Source organism: Arthrobacter sp. SLBN-100 (assembly GCF_006715305.1).
In the GTDB taxonomy this organism is placed as follows: domain Bacteria; phylum Actinomycetota; class Actinomycetes; order Actinomycetales; family Micrococcaceae; genus Arthrobacter.
This window is the reverse complement of the sequence record NZ_VFMY01000001.1, coordinates 392,589-409,221: the sequence shown is the minus strand read 5'-3', so window position 1 is coordinate 409,221 and position 16,633 is coordinate 392,589. Positions and strand designations below refer to the sequence as shown.

Genomic DNA, 16,633 nt, shown 5'->3' with positions numbered 1-16,633 from the left:
AACCGTTCCTCTTACAGCTCCCGTGCGCGGCCAGCGCTGCCCGTACCGCGGCCAAGAAGGAGGCCCAGGGCGATCATCGCGACTCCCAGAACGACGTGGAGCCAGTTGTCTGCGGTGTTGACCGGGATGAAGTTGGCAGAAGACCCATGATCGATCAGGAGGCCGTATACCCAGATCACCAGGTAGAGAGCGCCCCCGCCGATCAGGTAATACTTCGCCTGCATTACGGTCCTGCCCATGAGCAGGCCAGCCGCGCCGAAGAGCAGATGAACAATGTTATGCAGTATGGATACCTGGAAAACGCCCAGGAGCATGGCGCCGGAGTCGGGACCAGCGAAGGTCATCTGCGAATAGTTCGTAGTGATGCCGGGGATGAAACCGAGAATTCCCACGAGGGCGAAAACAGCTCCCGCTGCAAGGGCCGTGATCTCGATGGGCGTTCGATGGTGGCGGGCACCGATACCCGGGTGTGCTGATGACGCAGACATTTTTTTCTCCTTGGATTTGTTTGGTGTTGCTGATGGGTCCGCGACGAAAACCGGCCCTGCTACGGGCTGAGCCCGGCCGTGTTCAGGCTCATGATCAATGCTCAACGCCTCCCTGTCCAGGAGTCAGAGGCTTTGGTCCTCCTTTTGCATACCGGGTTCCCATGGGGATGCAACGGAATCCAGTTTCTCGGCACGTTGACGGATTCCCTTGAGCATCTTTCGTTCCATGATGAACCAACATGCATCGACCAGCGGCGCCAGAATCCAGAGGACGGGCCTGGTGTAGATTCGGATGCGTACCCGGCTCACCAATCGCGTAAGGTCCCCATTCGGATACAGCGCGAAACACCAGCTGACGCGGCCGGAGACCGGTTCCAGCACCATGGCCCGTTCGGGGTCAAGGACTGCAACCGGCCAGTCCGGGCCCTTGCCCAGGGGAATCACGTCGCCAGCCGCAAGCCGCTGGAACTCGGGGAGTATCCTGTCGGCGCTTGGGCCGCTCAGGATGCCGAAGGCCCGGTCCAGGAAGTCGTAGCTGTACAGGCCCCCGCGGCGGTCGCCCATTTGCACAAGCCACGGCCAGATGTCGCCTGGGCCGGCCTTGATGGACACGGCCCTGGTTGTCGTGATGTACGCGGCATCCACCAACTCGTCTCCGGGCATGGAACGTTCCGCTTCCTCCTTGCTCGCTCCCCACTGAAGGTGGAGCGGGCGGAGGAACCTGTGGTAGGCATCCACCGCGGCGAGGATTGCGCCGACAATGCGAAAGATCCTGGGGAGCAATTGAGGTGAAAGCCCGGGATTGTCCATGATTGAGAACTCTCCGTACTGTGAATGGCGCCCCCAGCGGATGTCTGTACCTGCACTGCTTCCAGGGCGCCTCATGCAAGCGGGCTGCTCAGTAAGACAGCTGCGCTGCCCGCCTTGTTCCCTGCAAGGTTCCCCTCGGCCCGGCGCCTGATCCCGTGGAGCATCCGGACGGACATGACGAAGCTGGCAATTTCCACGGTCTCGACGAGGAAGCGGGCCCACCACTGCCGGTAGGCGTACCTCTCACGGACAACGAGGCGGGTGGTTCGGTCTGGCTCTGGCCGGAGGACGAATGACCAGGTGAAGTCAAAAGGACCGGTTGCCGGGCCCGGTGGAACGCGCAGGACAAGCGCCCTCTCCGGTTCAAGGAGTGCCACCTGCAAGTCCCCCGTGTCCGTGGGCGCCAGATGAACCGGGTCCCCCACTTTGATGTCCTGCCACTCGGGGTGGATCCGGTCCGCGCTATGGATGTCCAGGCCCGCGAGGTTCTCGAGGAAATCGTAGCTGTAGAGGCCCCCTCGGCGCTGGCCCATCTGCACCAGCCAGGGCCACACCCTTTCAGTCGGAGCATGGATAGTGATAGACCGTGATGCCTGCAGTCCGGGGTTGGTGATCAGGTCATCGCCTGGCAGTTCGGCACCCACCTCCTCCGGCCTGGAACCCCAGCCCAGTTGGAAGCGCCGGAATGCGAGTCCGCAGGCGGCAACGCAAATAAGTGCTGCCGGTACCGGCACCCGGCCCAAGTTTCGTTCCTGCTCCATGCGCCGAGTCTTCCACTCCGGCGGTTCCCTGTCGTGGGCCGGAAGGCCCCCCTTATAAAGCAGTTTCATTTGCCGGAGCAGCCGAAGATGCAGAAATCCGAGGACAGCCAAGGGATCATCCGCTCCGTGTTTTGCACTATCCTCCCGCCCACACATTGACACAGAGTCTTGGTCCCGCAGATGTCAGTAACGCGCGGCGTTGCAGTGACCTTCGGCCCTACCCGGCCCTGCCCCAACCGGGGAATCATTACGTGAGGCCGTCCCGGTCGCGTGAGGAGCTGAGATGAGTACTGCCGGAGCACCATTCGCCAGAATCGTTGTCGGAGTTGACGGATCCGAGGCCTCCATCGAGGCATTGCGGCAGGCCCAGCGCCTGGCTGTGCAGCTCGGGGCCAAAGTTTCGGCCAACGCCTACTGGGACTACCCACAGGTTTATTCGGGCTACACGATGATGGGAATCGAGGGCTTCGAAGAACGCGCCGGGCAGATCCTCGATGAGGCGGTCAGGACAGCGTTCGGTGACGAAACGCCGTCGAACGTCATTTCCAGCCCGGTCCGCGGCCACCCGCGGGAGTCCTTGATCGAAGCCAGCCGGGATGCCGACATGGTCGTGGTGGGGCGGCGCGGGCACGGCGGCTTTGGCGGCCTGCTGCTGGGTTCGGTCAGCTCGGCCCTGGTGGCCCACGCCCACTGTCCGGTGCTGGTGGTCCACACACCGGAAGAACGCCTGGAGGCTTCCTAGAGGAGGGCGCTGCCGGGAAGGACTACAAGAGGCATGTGCCGGTGACAATAATGCTGCAAGGCGGACGACGGCGGGTGGTGGCCATCGTGCCGATCATCGCCCTGCTGGCGCTTGCCATAGGTTCGGTCCCGCCGTCCGGTGGACCGTGGACACTTTGTGCTGGAAAGCGGAAGATACGGCTTCGTCACCCTCGATGCGCTGCCCGCCCGGCAGATGAAGAACGGCCAGGATCATGGAAAAGACCAGACAGGCAAAGACCACCGGCACAAGGCATGCTTCGGGGCCGAACGGAACGCCCGAACCGGCCCACCACGGGCTCCCTTTGCACGAGGTTGTCCTGCTGCTTGAAACAGACCCCAGGCAAGGCCTTGCTGCCGACGAGGTGACCCGCCGGCAGGTCCTTTTCGGAGCGAATATCCTCCCGCGTTCGCGATCCGGGGGTATTGCGCGTAAGCTCGCGCGGCAGTTCAACAATCCGCTGGTGTACGTGCTGCTGGCCGCGGCCGCCGTCACCATGGTTCTTGGCGAGTATCTGGACTCGGGCGTCATTCTCGCTGTCGTATTGGTCAACACGGCAGTTGGCTTTGTCCAGGAAGTGCGCGCAGAAGCTGCCCTCGATGCCCTCCACACACTGGTCCGTACCCGGGCAGTGGTCATGAGGAGTGGGCATCGGCTGGAGGTTCCTTCCGAGGATCTTGTCCCGGGCGACCTTGTCCTGCTCGAAGCCGGCAACAAAGTCCCGGCGGACCTCCGGCTGGTCCGGCTGTCCGGGCTGAGAGCCGATGAGTCTGCGCTAACCGGGGAGTCCGAAGCAGTAGCAAAGGATGAGGTGGTCCTTCCCCCGACTACGCCGGTGGCCGACCGCCGGAACATGGTCTATAGCGGCACTTTGGTGACTGCGGGCACCGGCGCCGGTGTTGTCGTCGCCATCGGTGGTGAGACGGAACTTGGTGAGATTCATCGGCTCATGGGAGCTGTCCGGCCAGTGGCCACACCGCTGACCCGAAAACTGGCCCGCTTTAGCATGACGCTTACCGTTGCCATTCTTGCATTGGCCGCCGTGACCTTCGCTGCGGGAGTGGCACGGGGCCAGCCGCCCGCACAGATGTTTACCGCCGCCGTCGCGCTTGCCGTGGGGGCGATCCCGGAAGGCCTCCCCGCAGCAGTCACCGTAACCCTCGCCATCGGCGTCCGTCGCATGGCCCGGCGCCGTGCCGTGGTGCGCCGTCTGCCGGTGGTTGAGACGCTGGGAAGCACAACTGTCATCTGCTCGGACAAAACCGGTACGTTCACCGAAAACCAGATGACCGTACGTGCGCTCTGGACTCCATCCGCCAGTTACATTGTCACAGGTTCCGGGTACGGTCCGGAGGGACGGATTGTTACACCAGGGGAAGATGCGCAGGCTGCGGCACCAAAAGCGGAAGAGCATGACGCCGCACTGTACTGGTCGCTGCTGGCAGGAGGCGCGTGCAACGACGCCAAGGTCATCCCCGAAGGACATGTCTGGCAGGCCCAGGGAGATCCCACGGAGGCAGCAATGCTGGTGGCAGCCGGAAAAGGGGGCGTGGACTTAGCTGGGTTCCTTGCCGGCCATCCTCGAATCAGTACCCTGCCCTTTACTTCCGAGCTGCAGTACATGGCCACACTCCACTCCGCGGGACCGGCGGGCGGCAGCAGCCTGGTGCTGGTAAAGGGCGCCGCGGAAAGGGTGCTTGAGCTCTGCGGGGCGCAGATGGTCAGCGACGGTGAAAGCAGGCCCATCGACAAGCAGGGGGTACTCGAGGTGGTTCACCATTTCGCAGAGACCGGGCTGAGGGTTCTCGCGACTGCAACCATGCAACTGCCGCCTGGTACCGCCTTTGAAGTGGCCAGCCTGCAGCGGCGGATGACACTGACTGGGCTCCAGGCCATGTTTGATCCGCCAAGGGAAGCAGCGGCGGCAGCCGTGCGCGCCTGTCATCAGGCGGGCGTCGCCGTAAAAATGATCACCGGAGACCACGTCGGAACTGCGGCCACCATCGCCGAAGCCGTGGGCCTGACCCCGGACCGCAACCGCGGGACGGCGCTGACGGGGGCCGAACTGGACGGTATACCGGCTGATCGACTGCCACAGGCCGTGGAGCAGGCCACCGTCTTCGCGCGCGTATCTCCAGAACAGAAGCTTCGCCTGATCGGGGCCCTGCAGTCGGTCGGACATGTGGTCGCCATGACGGGCGACGGCGTCAACGACGCACCGGCGCTAAGGCAGGCCAACGTGGGTATCGCCATGGGGCGGTCAGGAACGGAAGTGGCAAAGGAGGCCGCGGACATCGTCCTGACCGATGACAATTTTGCCACTATTGAGGCCGCTGTCGAAGAAGGCCGCAACGTCTTCGACAACTTGACCAAATTCATCGTCTGGACGCTGCCTACCAACATGGGAGAAGGCCTGGTGATCCTCGTAGCGATCCTGGTGGGAACAACGCTTCCCATCCTGCCCACGCAGATTCTTTGGATCAATATGACAACCGCCGTGGCCCTCGGCCTGATGCTTGCTTTTGAGCCAAAAGAACCCGGCCTCATGTCCCGTCCGCCCCGCGCCCCTGACCGTTCGCTTCTGACATGGACACTCACCCTTCGCATACTGCTGGTCTCCGCCCTCCTCGTTGCCGGCACATGGTGGATTTTCGAACTGGAACTTGCCGGTGGTGCATCGGTTGCCGAAGCGCGGACTGCGGGAGTCAACCTCTTCGTTGCGGTGGAATTGTTCTACCTGTTCAGCTGCCGTTCCTTTACCCGCTCAGCCTGGCGGATTGGGTTTTTCAGTAACCGCTGGATCATCCTGGGCGTGCTGGTCCAGACGGCCGGCCAGCTGGCAATCACTTACTTCCCGTTCATGAACGCCCTCTTCCACACGGCCCCCATCAGCCTGGAATCCTGGGCCCGGATCCTGGGCCTCGCGCTGCTCGCTTCCCTGGTTGTGGCAGTGGACAAGCGCTTTCGCCGCCACACGTTCTAGGTCCCGCGGACGTTCCCGGCGATGCAGGACCGGAGGCAGGCCTCACGTCTTTGGCAGCAGCCGCACCATGACCAGGCCAGTGACCACCGCCATAGTCACTGCCATCAGAACTGCGGCCCAAATGCCGATGACGGCAGAAAGCCACAGGTCCTGGCCCGGCTGCCACAAAGGAGTCGCAACCGCCATAAACACGCCCAAGCCCGCGGCCCAGGCTGCCGCACTTCCGGCTATCCAGCGCCAGGCGCGAGGGACGTGATGCCGCAGTTCAATCCACTGCGCAAAGCCGATTGAGGCCAGGAGCACCAGGCCGGCCATGGTTCCTGCGGCTATTTGGGCAGCGACAGGCCACTCCTGCCAGCCGCTGCCCGCCGACGGCAGCAAACCCAGGGTCCAGGCCCCTGCGGCTGCCGCAGCGGTAAACAGGACCCAGCGACGGATGGAAACACCAGGAAGCCGGCCACGTAGCACGTGCACCTCAAACCACCCCAGGACCGCGCCCTCAACAAAACCTGCCAGCACGAGCAGCGGAAGGGTCGCAGCTGGCCAGAGTGCGGCTGCAAGGAGCTGGGCAAGAGCCGGAGCAAGGAAGCCCAGGCTTTCACCGAGGCTTACCCAGCCCACCCACTTGGCAAGGAATACGTTCCGATGCGTCACGGCAGCACCTTTACCCGAACTACCGGCAAACACCACGCCCCTCCTTTGGCTCTTGCTGTGCTGCTAAGCCAGGATTTCTTCGTATCTGCTTGGTGTTTGCCCGTGGCGGCAAGGGTCGGCACGAGCTGGAATAAGAACAACGGTTGCCATGCGGATATTCGCCCTGCATCCCGATAAGGAAAACGCCTCCGGCACACACCATCGGAGAATGATCGCCACCGGCGGGGTTACCGTCCCCCGCCGCTATTCCCGGCGCCATGCACCACCAGGACAGGGCAGTGGGCGTGGCTGACGCAAGCCGAACTGACCGAACCAGGAACAAAGCTGCCGTGCCCCCGCCTCCCCACGATAAGCAGCGAGGCATTCCGTGTCCCGTCGATCAATAGCGGCGCAGGCCTGCCTTGAACGAGCCGGCCGCGCAGGTAGTCTGGCCGTTCGCCGCCAAAAGCCGTCTCGAGGGACTGCTCCAGAACTTCTTTGGCGGCGTATTTGAATCCCTCGGCCCCCACAGCAAGGTAGAGCCCGTAGCCCGGGGGTACATCCCAGCATGCCCAAGCCTCCACTGACGCTCCGAGAGGTCCCGCCAGCGTCCGCGCTACGCGAAGCGCTTCGATGGAGGCATCAGAACCATCGACGCCCACCAGAATCTTTTGCGGTTCCGGCGCCATACCTCGCGCTCCATTCTCTCTAAGAGTCTCTGCTTCAAGAGTGAAACAAGATGTGTGGCCGCCAACAGGGCCAAAAGTCATGGGGGTACGCGCTAAATATGTTCACCGGAGCTCCCGGGCCACAGGGCTGTAAGTGGCGCCTTTTCCGGTCTTTGTTCCCTGGCAGCGGGCGACCTGGCAGCCCGTGGACTCGCAGGTGTAACGGCTGCGGATTCTCCTCGCCTCTCCGGATGAGGGCGGGTCAAAGGTCTTTGGGCCCTGTTAGGGAAGTAGTCCCGCACCATAGGATCTGGGCATGGCCGACAAGAAGATGGTGCCCGACGTTGAAATCCTTGACTCCGACGAGTGCTGGAAGTTACTGGGACATACCAGTGTGGGACGCCTTGCCGTCGTCGTCGATGGCCAGCCCGATGTCTTCCCGGTGAGCTTTAAGCCTGACGGCCAGGGCCTTCTTTTCCGCACCGGAAGCGGAACTAAGCTGCGGGCCATCGAAGCCAATTCGCTGGTTGCCTTGGAAGCGGACAGTGTGAGCGCCGAATTCGGCCTGGCGTGGAGCGTTGTGGTCAAAGGCAAGGCGGTACAGGATGACGCCGCCGGGCCGGCACTGAATGAGGTACGCCGCGGGCTCTTCCCGTGGCAGGGCGTTGGCCAGGAGCACCTCATCAGGATCGTTCCCCAGTCCGTGACGGGCAGGAGGTTCACCATGTCGGCCAGCGGGACTTGGCGGACACCCTTGGATGAGGCCACCCGCGCCGGGCTCGAATAGCCACTGCCGGTTCAGGTGGACGGCACCGGCCCGTGGACAGTTGCCCGCTTCTTTGAAGGTTGTCCCGCTGGGTATGACATTTACCGGGCGGTAGAGCGTATGGCGTCCGGAATCGGGCCGATGGAAGTTCGTATCACGAAGAGCCAGGTTTCGTTCCGGCGCCGGCGTGGCTTCGCGTACCTCTGGCGTCCCGGCACCTACGTGAAGTCCCTGGTTCCTGTTGTCCTGTCCCTGGCGCTTCCCTATGAGGCCGCCTCGCCGCGGTTCAAGGAAATCGCACACCCCTCTCCTGGTGTTTGGATGCACCATCTCGAGCTTTTGGACAGCAGCCAGCTGGACGGTGAGGTGGCGGGATGGATGCGCCAAGCCTATGAGGGGGCCGGCTCAGACACCTCGCGGGCGGGGTGACTCTTTGTCACTTCGCCCTTTACCGGGGCCTGCCCAGCGAGCCACCTGGCCCCAGTCAGCTGCGCAGGGGCTTCAGTCTCGGCCGGCCAGGTATTTGACCAGGCCGGCAACAGTTGCCACCGCCGGATAGTCGCGTTCCGGAATGTCCACCCCTGTGGACGCGGCGATAATCTCCACGAGGCGGAGGAAGTCAAGGGAGTCCAGTTCCAGGTCCTGGCGCAGCCTGGCGCCGTCTTCGAGATCCTCAGGTTCGACGTCGGGTGCCACCTCACTGATCGCTGCCTGCACTGCCTGCCAGGCGTCCTGTTCGTTCACAGCTCCTCCGGTCTCTGCAGCAATTCATCGATGCGGGAAAGGAAGCGCCCGCCGCGCAGCCCATCACTGACCCGGTGGTCGGCGGAAAGCGTGGCCTTGACGACGTGCCGGACGCCGAGCATTCCGTCGCGCGCCCAGGGCTGCTCCAGTACCTTTCCCAGGCCAACCATGGCCACCTGCGGGGGGTAGATGACACCGTAGACGCTTTCCACGCCAAGGTCACCCAAATTGGTCACGGTGATAGTCGGATCGGCCATCTCGGCGCGCTGCAACCTGCCTGCCCGGGCTCGGCTTACAAGGTCGCGCAACTGGTCCATCAGTTCATCGAGGGTCAGCGTTTCCGCTTCGTGCAGGGCAGGCGCCACAAGCCCGCCGCGGCGCAGGGCCACCGCGACGCCGAGGTGGACACTGCGGCTGGGGCGGAACTCGCCGCGCGTGAAGAAGCCGTTCATGTCCGGCACTTCCTTCGCCGCCAACGCCGTCGCCTTCAGCAGCAGGGCTGAGGGAACCAGGCGGGACGAGACTGGCCGCTGCTGGTTCACCGACTGCATCCAGGCCGTGGCCGCTGCCAAGTCAAGGGTGGTGGCCAGGTAGTAGTGCGGGATTTCCTTTTTGGAGCGGGCCATCAGCGAGCCGACGGCGCGCCTGAGCGTGCCGGCTTTGTCTCCCACCAGCGCCTTCCGGCTCTGCCGCGGTGCAGTCTGCGCTGCTGCTTCGGCGGGCTGTGCCTGCGGGGGCGGCGGGGCTCCCTCGCGGGTTCCAGTGGCGGCGGCACCTGCGGCGCGGCGAACATCGGCTTCCGTGACGGCGCCGCCCGGCCCGGTTCCAGGCAGGCCCTTAAGATCGACGCCGAGTTGGGCTGCGACACGACGTGACAGCGGCGAGGACCGCACCCGGGGCTCCTGCGTTTGACTGCCCTGTGCTGTGGAAGTTGCGCGCACTTCGGCGACGGAACGCCCGGCGGCCCTTTCGACGTCGGCCCGGATCACCTCGCCGTTCCTGCCGCTCCCGTGGAGGGACCGGACGTCCACGCCCAGCGTATGTGCCAGATGCCGGACCGGCGGTGAAGCGGAGGCTGCTTGTTGGACGGGCGGGGGCGTTGGGGCCTTGGGTTCCCCCGGTGCGGGTGCCGGGTGGGGAGCCGAAGGCGCCTCCACGGCCGGAGACTGTTCAGGCGGAGCGGGGATCGGACCCGCCGGAGTGGCAGCGATTCGGGCAATGGGAGTACCCACCTCCACCGTGTCGCCGATCTCGACCAGGAACTCGGCGACGACTCCTTCCTCAAACGACTCGATGTCCATCACTGTTTTGTCTGTATCCACGGCGGCCACCAGGTCGCCCTTGTGAACGTAGTCGCCCGGCTTGACCAGCCACTCCACCACTTTGCCGTGCTCCATGTCCGCGCCGAGGGACGGCATCCGGAAGTCAGCCACGGGCGCCCACGGCCCTTCGCGCGGCAGCCACTACACGTTCAGCCGAGGGAAGCGCCGCCAGTTCCATGTGCTTGGCGTACGGCACGGGCACTTCTTCGCTGCAAACCCGTTCCACCGGCGCGTCCAGATCGAAGAAGGCGTGCTCGCCGATCCTGGCAGCGATCTCCGCCGAGATGCTGCCGCTGCGCCACCCTTCGTCCACCACCACCGCCCGGTGGGTCCTGCCGACGCTGCCAAGGATGGTCCCGTCGTCAAGTGGCCGGAGGACCCGAAGGTCGATGACCTCGGCATCGATGCCTTCTCCCGCCAGCTGATCTGCTGCGTCCAACACGGCGGCAAGCGTGCCGCCGTACGTGATGAGCGTGACATCGGTGCCAGGGCGCAGGACGGCAGCCTTATCAAGTTCCACCGGACCGGCGTCGTCCTCCAGTTCCCCGGCCACGTTGTACAGCGAGCCATGCTCGAAAATCAGCACCGGATCCGGATCCTCCAGCGCGGTCCACAGCATTCCACGGGCGTCGGCCAGGGTGGCAGGGGTCAGGATGCGCAAGCCCGGAATGTGCGCGTACCAGCCTTCGAGGCTATGAGAGTGCTGGGCGCCCAGCTGGCGGCCGGCGCCGGTGGTCATCCGGATGACCAAGGGAACGTTGAATTGTCCGCCGGACATGTGCAGCAGCGTGGCTGCGTTGTTGACGATCTGGTCGAGCGCAAGCAGACTGAAGTTGACGGTCATGATTTCAACGACCGGACGCATGCCGCCGAGGGCGGCTCCGATGCCGGCGCCAACGAATCCGGACTCGGACAGGGGCGTATCGCGGACGCGCTCGGGCCCGAATTCCTCGAGCAGCCCCAGGCTGACGGCGAAGCCTCCTCCGTACCGGCCCACGTCCTCGCCCATGAGGAAGACCCGTTCATCGCGCCTCATCGCGTCACGGAGAGCTGCGCGCACAGCTTCCCGGTAGGTGGATTTCATCCCGCCCTGCCTTCCGCCGACCTGGCCCTGTTGTGGTCGCTGGCGGCGCGGCTGGTCAGTTCGCTGCCAGGTTGGCTGGTCACGAAACGGGTGAGGTCCTCCACAGGTTCGAGGGTGCCCGCCTCGGCGAATGCGACGGCGTCCGTTATCTCGGCGTCGACGTCCGCCTGCAGCGCGGCCCATTGCTCCTCAGGCAGTTGGCCTGCCGTCTCCATGGCGGCCTGGAGCAGGCGGATGGGGTCGCGCTCCATCCACTGGGCCACCTCCGACTTCTCCCGGTACAGCTCCGGATCGAACATTGAGTGAGCCCGGAAGCGGTAGGTGCGCAGCTCCAGGAAATGGGGGCCGCCGCCGGAGCGGACCCCATCCACAGCCCTCCGGGAAGCCTCCTCCACGGCAAGGACGTCCATTCCGTCAACGCTCCAGGCAGGAATCTCATAGGCTGCGGCCTTCAACGCCATGTCGGTCTGGGACTCGGAGCGGGCCAGTGCCGTGCCCATGGCATACAGGTTGTTTTCACAGCAGAAGAGCACGGGAAGCTGCCACAGTGCAGCCAGGTTCAGGCTTTCGTGGAACTCCCCTTCAGCCACCGCACCCTCCCCAAAGAAGCATGCCGTCACCCTGCGCCGGCCCGCCATCTTGTCGGCCAGGGCGAGTCCGACGGCGAGTGGCAGCCCGCCGGCTACGATCGCGTTTCCGCCATAGAACCTCGTGGTGGCGTCAAACAGGTGCATTGAGCCTCCTCTGCCGCGGCAGCATCCTTCGGCCCGGCCGTACATTTCAGCCAGGATGGCTCCGGCGGACACGCCCCTGAGGAGGGCGTGTCCGTGCTCCCGGTACGTGGCCACTACCGCGTCCTCGGCTGCGAGGGTTTCTATCACCCCGGCCGCTACGGCTTCTTCACCGATGTAGACGTGGAGGAACCCGCGGATCCTGGCGGCGCTGTAGAGTTCAACACACTTTTCCTCGAGCCGGCGCACCCGCAGCATCTGCTGCAGGAGATGACGCGAATGGGCCGGGTCCGGAAGGGCCGTGTCGAGTAGGGGGCTCATAGCGGCAGGCCCGCCGCAGTTTCGAGCGTTGAAAGGTCCCCCTCCGGAAGGCCCAGTTCGCGCGACTTCAGGAGGCGGCGGAGGATCTTTCCACTCCGCGTCCTGGGAAGGTTTGTGGTGAAGTCGAGCAGCCTCGGGGCAACTGCAGCCCCGAGCCGCTTCCGGGCGAAGCCAATGATTTCCAGCCTGAGCTCCTCAGAGGGTTCCCGGCCCGGCCGGAGCTCAACAAACGCCTTGACCACTTCCCCGGCCACGGGATCGGGAACGCCAATCACGCCTGCCTCGGCCACTGCAGGGTGCTCCATCAGGCAGCTTTCCACTTCGAAGGGACCGATCAGGTGGCCCGAAGACTTGATGACATCGTCGCCGCGCCCCACGAACCAGAAGTACCCGTCCTCGTCGCGCTTTGCGAGGTCCCCCGTCAGGTACCAGCCGCCGGCGAAGCAACGCTGGTAGCGCTCCTCCTCGTTGAGGTAGCCACGGAACATGGAGGGCCAGCCAGGCCGCAGCGCCAGTTCCCCCAGGGCATCCGGTTCCGTGATGAGGGCGGCCTCGCCGTCGTGGATGACAGGCTTTCCCTGGGCATCCCGGGCCACCAGCACTGCCTCAATGCCGGGGAGCGGACGTCCCATGGAGCCGGGACGGATCGGCATCGAGGCATAGTTGGCAATCATGATCCCGCCGGTCTCGGTTTGCCACCAATTGTCGTGCACCGGCAGGCCCAGCACGTCCCGCCCCCATACAACAACCTCGGGATTCAGCGGCTCGCCCACGCTTGCAACAAACCGCAGCGCGGACAGATCATGTCCTGCCGCCCTTTCCGCCCCGGCCTTCATCAGCATGCGCAATGCCGTGGGAGCGGTGTACCAGACGGTGACGCGGTGTTCGGCGAGGATCCGGTACCAGCGGTCCACGTCCAGTTCCTCTTCGTCCACCACCGCAGTGACCCCGTGTACCAGCGGGGCAATGATTCCGTAGGACGTTCCGGTCACCCACCCCGGATCGGCGGTACACCAGTAGATATCGTCCGGGTGCAGGTCCAGGGCGAAGTAGCCCGTGGCGTGGTGGGCGGTGACGGCGTCGTGGACATGGATGGCGCCCTTCGGCGTGCCGGTGGTCCCGCTCGTGAAGTGCAGCAGGGCCATGTCCTCGGGCTGCGTGGCCGCAATGGCCTGATCCGGCGGTGCCGACTGCAGAAGTCCGGCGAGGTCCAGGGTGTCCGGCTCAGGGTTTCCCCCGGCGTCCACCAGCAGGACAAAGCGGAGCGCGGGCAGGGAATCCCGGATGGGGGCGACTTTCTTGCGGTACAGTGCCCTGGTGGTGACCAGGACACGCCCGGCTCCGAGATGCAGCCTCTGCTTTACCGGTTCCGGGCCGAAGGCGGAGAACAGCGGGCAGAAGACGCTGGCATTCTTGAAAGTTCCGAGGACAGCAATGTAGAGTTCCGGGCTCCGCCCCAGGAGCGAGAACACGCGGTCACCTCGTCCGATTCCTAATCCCCGCAGGACGGAGGCGAACCTGCTGGTGTGCATGGCAAGCTCGGCGTAGCTCAGGGACCGGATGCTCCCGTTTGCCCGAACGAAGCGCAGCGCTTCCTTTCCGGCGCGTTCGCCCGCGGCGTGTCGGTCCACCGCCTCATAGGCGATGTTCAGGCCCCGGCCCCCAGGGAGTCCGGCCAAAGCCTGCCGCGCTTGATCCCACGTGAAGGCCGCGCAGCCTGCCTCATAATCGGCCAGGTTGGGCCTCACCGGCAAGGACCCTGTTTCCTTTGTGATGACGGGCCAGTGCGTGGGCCGTTTGGTTTCAGCTGTCATGGTTCCATCGGACGTCCCCGCCGGGCTTCGGGGTAGAGTCCAAGGTCCCCCGGGCCGTGCGGCCCTTGCTGCGGACAGGCTTAGAAACCTGTCGGCTCGGTTTCAAATTCAGGTTCAGTGGGCAGGTGCTCATGGTGGAGCGGCCGCAGCGCCGATGTCTGCGGGAACCACAACAACGCGTCATAGCGCCTGCCCATGACGGTGGGTACGTAATTGCCCCTCTCGCGGCGCGGATTGTAAACCACCCCGATTGCCCGGTGGCCGCGCCAGGAAGAGAGCCAGCGGTCCGCCCGGCCCGCGCCGAATACCAGTGTGGACGGGCCTTCGAGCGCACTATGAAGGAGGTCTTCGTGGCTGCCGGGCAGGGCATCCGGGACGTCCATGGCCTGTTCCGGGGCTCCCCAGGACCGTGCGGCCGTAACGGACCCGTTAAAGGACGAGAACCCTAGGACTACCGACCCGTGATGGCGCTGGCGCATCAGCTGGCCGATGTTGACCATCCCGTCCAATGCCATATCGGTGGCCCTGGCGTCACCTATATGCGTGTTGTGGGCCCAGACGACTCCCTTTGAGCCGGGACCGTGATGGCGTGCCAGGCGGTCGATGGTGTCGCTCATGTGATGGTCACGGATGTTCCAGGATTGCCTGTCAGCGCGGATCATTGTGCGGTAGTAGCGTTCAGCATTAGCCGCGACGATGGCGTTCTGCACGGCGTCAAAAGCTGCAGGATCGTCCTCCACCTGACCGAGGGTTTTCCGGTGCACTGCCGCGAGGAGCGCCACAACGTCCGCCTCACAGGAGTGTGGGACCAGGCGTGTACTCGAAGCATAACGCTGGGGGTCCTCCGTGAAGGGTACAAAGCACTGCCAGGCACCCAGGGCTGCGGGCACGGCATCGGGCGCATTGGTACTGAGCCAACCGAAGATTTCCCGCAGGGAATCCCAAAGGGAGTAGACATCCAGGCCGTAGAAGCCCGTACGCTTGTTTTCCGGCTGGCCCAGGTTCCATTCGCGCAGCCAGGTAAGGAACGCTGCCACCTCTTGGTTTGCCCACATCCAAGTGGGCCACCGTTCAAAGCCGGCCAGTACTTGCCGCGCGTCGAGTTCCTGGTCGCCTTGGCCGCGGATCCAGCGATTGATGCGCCAGCAGTCCGGCCAGTCACCTTCCACCCCGATCCAGCTGTATCCGTGCTCTTCGATGAGGCGGCGGCTGAGCACGGCCCGCCAGTGGTAATACTCCTGCGTGCCGTGCGAAGCCTCGCCAAGACAGGCGAAGCGTGCGGCGGCGCACAACTCGACTACGCCGTCGAGTTGGCCTTCTGCCGGCTGCAGCGGCTGGCCCAGGGCTCGAATCTCTTCCAGCTCCTGCCCGCGGGCAGAGGATGGACGCCCTGTTCCGCCGCTCACCGCGGTAGCCCCCGCACATTTTCCCCGTGCCTGGACGGCAGGAGGTAGCGACTAAACCAGCCGCTGGCCAAGGTGGCTACCCGGGCCAACGTTCCCGGTTCTTCAAAGAGGTGGGTGGCCCCGGGAATGATTTCCAGCCGGGCAGGGGCCCGCAGCAGCTCCAAGGCCTGCCGGTTCACGGCAAGCACTTGGGTGTCCGCGCCGCCCACGATCAGCAGGGTGGGGGCCCGCACGGCCCCGAGGCGGGCGCGGGCCAGGTCCGGGCGGCCTCCCCGGGACACGACGGCGGCGATCCGGACCTCCGGATCGGCTGCGGCCCAGAGAGCTGCCCCCGCACCCGTGCTGGCCCCGAAGTAACCGATTTGGCCAGGCCACCCGTCCTGCTGCATCTCAAGCCAGCGGGTTGCGGAACCGAGTCGCTGTGCCAGCAGGGCGATATCGAACACATTGGCCCGGTTGACTTCCTCCGCCGGAGTCAGCAGGTCGAGCAAGAGCGTACCCAGGCCAGCGTCATGAAGGACCGAGGCCACGAACCGGTTCCGCGGGCTGTGCCTGCTGCTGCCGCTGCCGTGGGCGAAAATTACGATGCCTTCGCACCCCGCGGGGCGGTACAGGCTGCCCCGAAGCCGCACCCGCCCTCCGGCAATCTCCACCTCCTCCTCGGCCCCCTCGCCCTGGTCACCTTGCCCCTGGTCAGGGTGCAATGAGCGGGCGGCGGTGTCGAGCAACCGCACTACTTCGTTATCCTCCGTGGGCGAAAAGTCGTGATAGTAGTACCCCACTGCCTGGAAATCCCGCGGTGCAGCCAGGCATACGACGTCGTCTGCTTCCGTGAACGAGGCCACCGTCCGGGCGGGCGCGACAGGCACCGCCAGGATCACCCGGCCCGCGCCGAGCTTCCGGGCCACCTGGCAGGCGACCCTGGCCGTGGAACCGGTGGCGATGCCATCGTCCACCACAATGGCCGTACGCCCGTGCAGTTCCAGGCGACTCCTGCCCTGACGGTACCGGGCCAGGCGCTGCTCCAGAAGCTGGCGTTCCTTCCGTTCAACCGTCGTCAGATCCTCTTCGGTGACGCGGGCCAGCGATATGACGTTCGCGTCGAGGACACGGGCATTGCCCTCCCCGATGGCGCCCATGGCAACCTCCGGCTGAAACGGAACCCCCAGTTTCCGCACCACAATCACGTCCAGCGGAGCATCCAGCGCTTTCGCCACCTCAAAGGCCACCGGAACACCGCCGCGGGGCAGCCCCAGAACCACCACGTCCTGACCCCGCAGACCGGCCAGACGTTGTCCCAGCCGCCGGCCGGCGTCGGTCCTGTCCAGAAACTCGAACATCA

16 protein-coding genes are annotated in these 16,633 nt (G+C 64.9%); 4 read left to right on the top strand and 12 right to left on the bottom strand.

Annotation, left to right across the window (positions count from 1 at the left end; all coding sequences use genetic code 11):
* Window positions 1–11: 11 nt before the first annotated feature.
* The 3 genes from FBY31_RS01775 to FBY31_RS01765 all read right to left on the bottom strand — a co-directional run bounded on the left by FBY31_RS01775 (window position 12) and on the right by FBY31_RS01765 (window position 2,059).
* Window positions 12–488 (bottom strand): DUF4383 domain-containing protein, encoded by a 477-nt coding sequence (locus FBY31_RS01775; protein ID WP_142036140.1) that lies wholly within the window; start codon window positions 486–488, stop codon window positions 12–14.
* Window positions 489–611: 123 nt separating this feature from the next.
* Entirely contained in the window at window positions 612–1,298 is a 687-nt protein-coding gene (locus FBY31_RS01770; RefSeq protein ID WP_142036138.1) for an SRPBCC family protein, read from the bottom strand.
* Window positions 1,299–1,369: 71 nt separating this feature from the next.
* A complete protein-coding gene (locus FBY31_RS01765; RefSeq protein ID WP_200833288.1) occupies window positions 1,370–2,059 on the bottom strand; it encodes an SRPBCC family protein in 690 nt (229 codons plus the stop codon).
* A gap of 283 nt (window positions 2,060–2,342) precedes the next feature.
* Between FBY31_RS01765 and FBY31_RS01760 the strand changes: the two genes are divergently transcribed.
* Together FBY31_RS01760 and FBY31_RS01755 are read left to right on the top strand one after the other, a co-directional pair.
* Window positions 2,343–2,801, top strand: a complete 459-nt coding sequence (locus FBY31_RS01760) for a universal stress protein (protein WP_142036137.1) — start codon at window positions 2,343–2,345, stop codon at window positions 2,799–2,801.
* A 232-nt stretch (window positions 2,802–3,033) separates the two neighbouring features.
* Entirely contained in the window at window positions 3,034–5,802 is a 2,769-nt protein-coding gene (locus tag FBY31_RS01755) for a cation-translocating P-type ATPase (protein WP_142036135.1), read from the top strand.
* Window positions 5,803–5,844: 42 nt separating this feature from the next.
* Here the strand turns inward: FBY31_RS01755 and FBY31_RS01750 are convergent, their stop codons facing one another.
* Together FBY31_RS01750 and FBY31_RS01745 are read right to left on the bottom strand one after the other, a co-directional pair.
* Window positions 5,845–6,456 (bottom strand): hypothetical protein, encoded by a 612-nt coding sequence (locus FBY31_RS01750; RefSeq protein WP_142036133.1) that lies wholly within the window; start codon window positions 6,454–6,456, stop codon window positions 5,845–5,847.
* A gap of 227 nt (window positions 6,457–6,683) precedes the next feature.
* Complete coding sequence (locus FBY31_RS01745) at window positions 6,684–7,124, bottom strand: universal stress protein (protein WP_142036131.1); 441 nt, start codon at window positions 7,122–7,124, stop codon at window positions 6,684–6,686.
* A 295-nt stretch (window positions 7,125–7,419) separates the two neighbouring features.
* Here FBY31_RS01745 and FBY31_RS01740 point away from each other — a divergent pair, with 295 nt between their 5' ends.
* Both FBY31_RS01740 and FBY31_RS01735 read left to right on the top strand, forming a co-directional pair.
* A complete protein-coding gene (locus FBY31_RS01740) occupies window positions 7,420–7,890 on the top strand; it encodes a pyridoxamine 5'-phosphate oxidase family protein (protein WP_142036129.1) in 471 nt (156 codons plus the stop codon).
* Window positions 7,891–7,905: 15 nt separating this feature from the next.
* Complete coding sequence (locus FBY31_RS01735; RefSeq protein ID WP_268815620.1) at window positions 7,906–8,298, top strand: DUF5655 domain-containing protein; 393 nt, start codon at window positions 7,906–7,908, stop codon at window positions 8,296–8,298.
* A 72-nt stretch (window positions 8,299–8,370) separates the two neighbouring features.
* On the opposite strand, the gene FBY31_RS01730 is transcribed toward FBY31_RS01735, so the two are convergent.
* The 7 genes from FBY31_RS01730 to FBY31_RS01700 form a co-directional block, all read right to left on the bottom strand.
* Window positions 8,371–8,613 (bottom strand): acyl carrier protein, encoded by a 243-nt coding sequence (locus FBY31_RS01730; RefSeq protein WP_142036124.1) that lies wholly within the window; start codon window positions 8,611–8,613, stop codon window positions 8,371–8,373.
* The gene (locus tag FBY31_RS01725) at window positions 8,610–10,046 is read right to left on the bottom strand and encodes a 2-oxo acid dehydrogenase subunit E2 (RefSeq protein WP_142036122.1); all 1,437 of its coding nucleotides are present in this window, start codon (window positions 10,044–10,046) and stop codon (window positions 8,610–8,612) included. Before FBY31_RS01725 ends, FBY31_RS01730 begins: the two co-directional genes overlap by 4 nt.
* Window positions 10,039–11,019, bottom strand: a complete 981-nt coding sequence (locus FBY31_RS01720; protein WP_142036119.1) for an alpha-ketoacid dehydrogenase subunit beta — start codon at window positions 11,017–11,019, stop codon at window positions 10,039–10,041. Before FBY31_RS01720 ends, FBY31_RS01725 begins: the two co-directional genes overlap by 8 nt.
* Window positions 11,016–12,071, bottom strand: a complete 1,056-nt coding sequence (pdhA, locus tag FBY31_RS01715; protein WP_142036116.1) for a pyruvate dehydrogenase (acetyl-transferring) E1 component subunit alpha — start codon at window positions 12,069–12,071, stop codon at window positions 11,016–11,018. Before pdhA ends, FBY31_RS01720 begins: the two co-directional genes overlap by 4 nt.
* Window positions 12,068–13,885 (bottom strand): acetate--CoA ligase, encoded by a 1,818-nt coding sequence (gene acsA, locus FBY31_RS01710; protein WP_142036113.1) that lies wholly within the window; start codon window positions 13,883–13,885, stop codon window positions 12,068–12,070. Before acsA ends, pdhA begins: the two co-directional genes overlap by 4 nt.
* Window positions 13,886–13,965: 80 nt before the next feature.
* Window positions 13,966–15,291: an erythromycin esterase family protein gene (locus FBY31_RS01705; RefSeq protein WP_200833287.1), complete on the bottom strand. Its 1,326-nt coding sequence runs from the start codon at window positions 15,289–15,291 to the stop codon at window positions 13,966–13,968.
* Window positions 15,288–16,631, bottom strand: a complete 1,344-nt coding sequence (locus FBY31_RS01700; RefSeq protein WP_142044966.1) for a phosphoribosyltransferase family protein — start codon at window positions 16,629–16,631, stop codon at window positions 15,288–15,290. The genes FBY31_RS01705 and FBY31_RS01700 overlap by 4 nt, the downstream gene beginning before the upstream one ends.
* Window positions 16,632–16,633: the final 2 nt, after the last annotated feature.

Excerpts from the sequence above, each read along its gene's own strand:
- FBY31_RS01700 (WP_142044966.1), bottom strand. The coding sequence starts at position 16,631 with ATGTTCGAGTTTCTGGACAGGACCGACGCCGGCCGGCGGCTGGGACAA.
- acsA (WP_142036113.1), bottom strand. The coding sequence starts at position 13,885 with ATGACAGCTGAAACCAAACGGCCCACGCACTGGCCCGTCATCACAAAG.
- FBY31_RS01765 (WP_200833288.1), bottom strand. The coding sequence starts at position 2,059 with ATGGAGCAGGAACGAAACTTGGGCCGGGTGCCGGTACCGGCAGCACTT.
- FBY31_RS01745 (WP_142036131.1), bottom strand. The coding sequence starts at position 7,124 with ATGGCGCCGGAACCGCAAAAGATTCTGGTGGGCGTCGATGGTTCTGAT.
- pdhA (WP_142036116.1), bottom strand. The coding sequence starts at position 12,071 with ATGAGCCCCCTACTCGACACGGCCCTTCCGGACCCGGCCCATTCGCGT.
- FBY31_RS01755 (WP_142036135.1), top strand. The coding sequence starts at position 3,034 with ATGGAAAAGACCAGACAGGCAAAGACCACCGGCACAAGGCATGCTTCG.
- FBY31_RS01720 (WP_142036119.1), bottom strand. The coding sequence starts at position 11,019 with ATGAAATCCACCTACCGGGAAGCTGTGCGCGCAGCTCTCCGTGACGCG.
- FBY31_RS01775 (WP_142036140.1), bottom strand. The coding sequence starts at position 488 with ATGTCTGCGTCATCAGCACACCCGGGTATCGGTGCCCGCCACCATCGA.
- FBY31_RS01770 (WP_142036138.1), bottom strand. The coding sequence starts at position 1,298 with ATGGACAATCCCGGGCTTTCACCTCAATTGCTCCCCAGGATCTTTCGC.
- FBY31_RS01740 (WP_142036129.1), top strand. The coding sequence starts at position 7,420 with ATGGCCGACAAGAAGATGGTGCCCGACGTTGAAATCCTTGACTCCGAC.
- FBY31_RS01760 (WP_142036137.1), top strand. The coding sequence starts at position 2,343 with ATGAGTACTGCCGGAGCACCATTCGCCAGAATCGTTGTCGGAGTTGAC.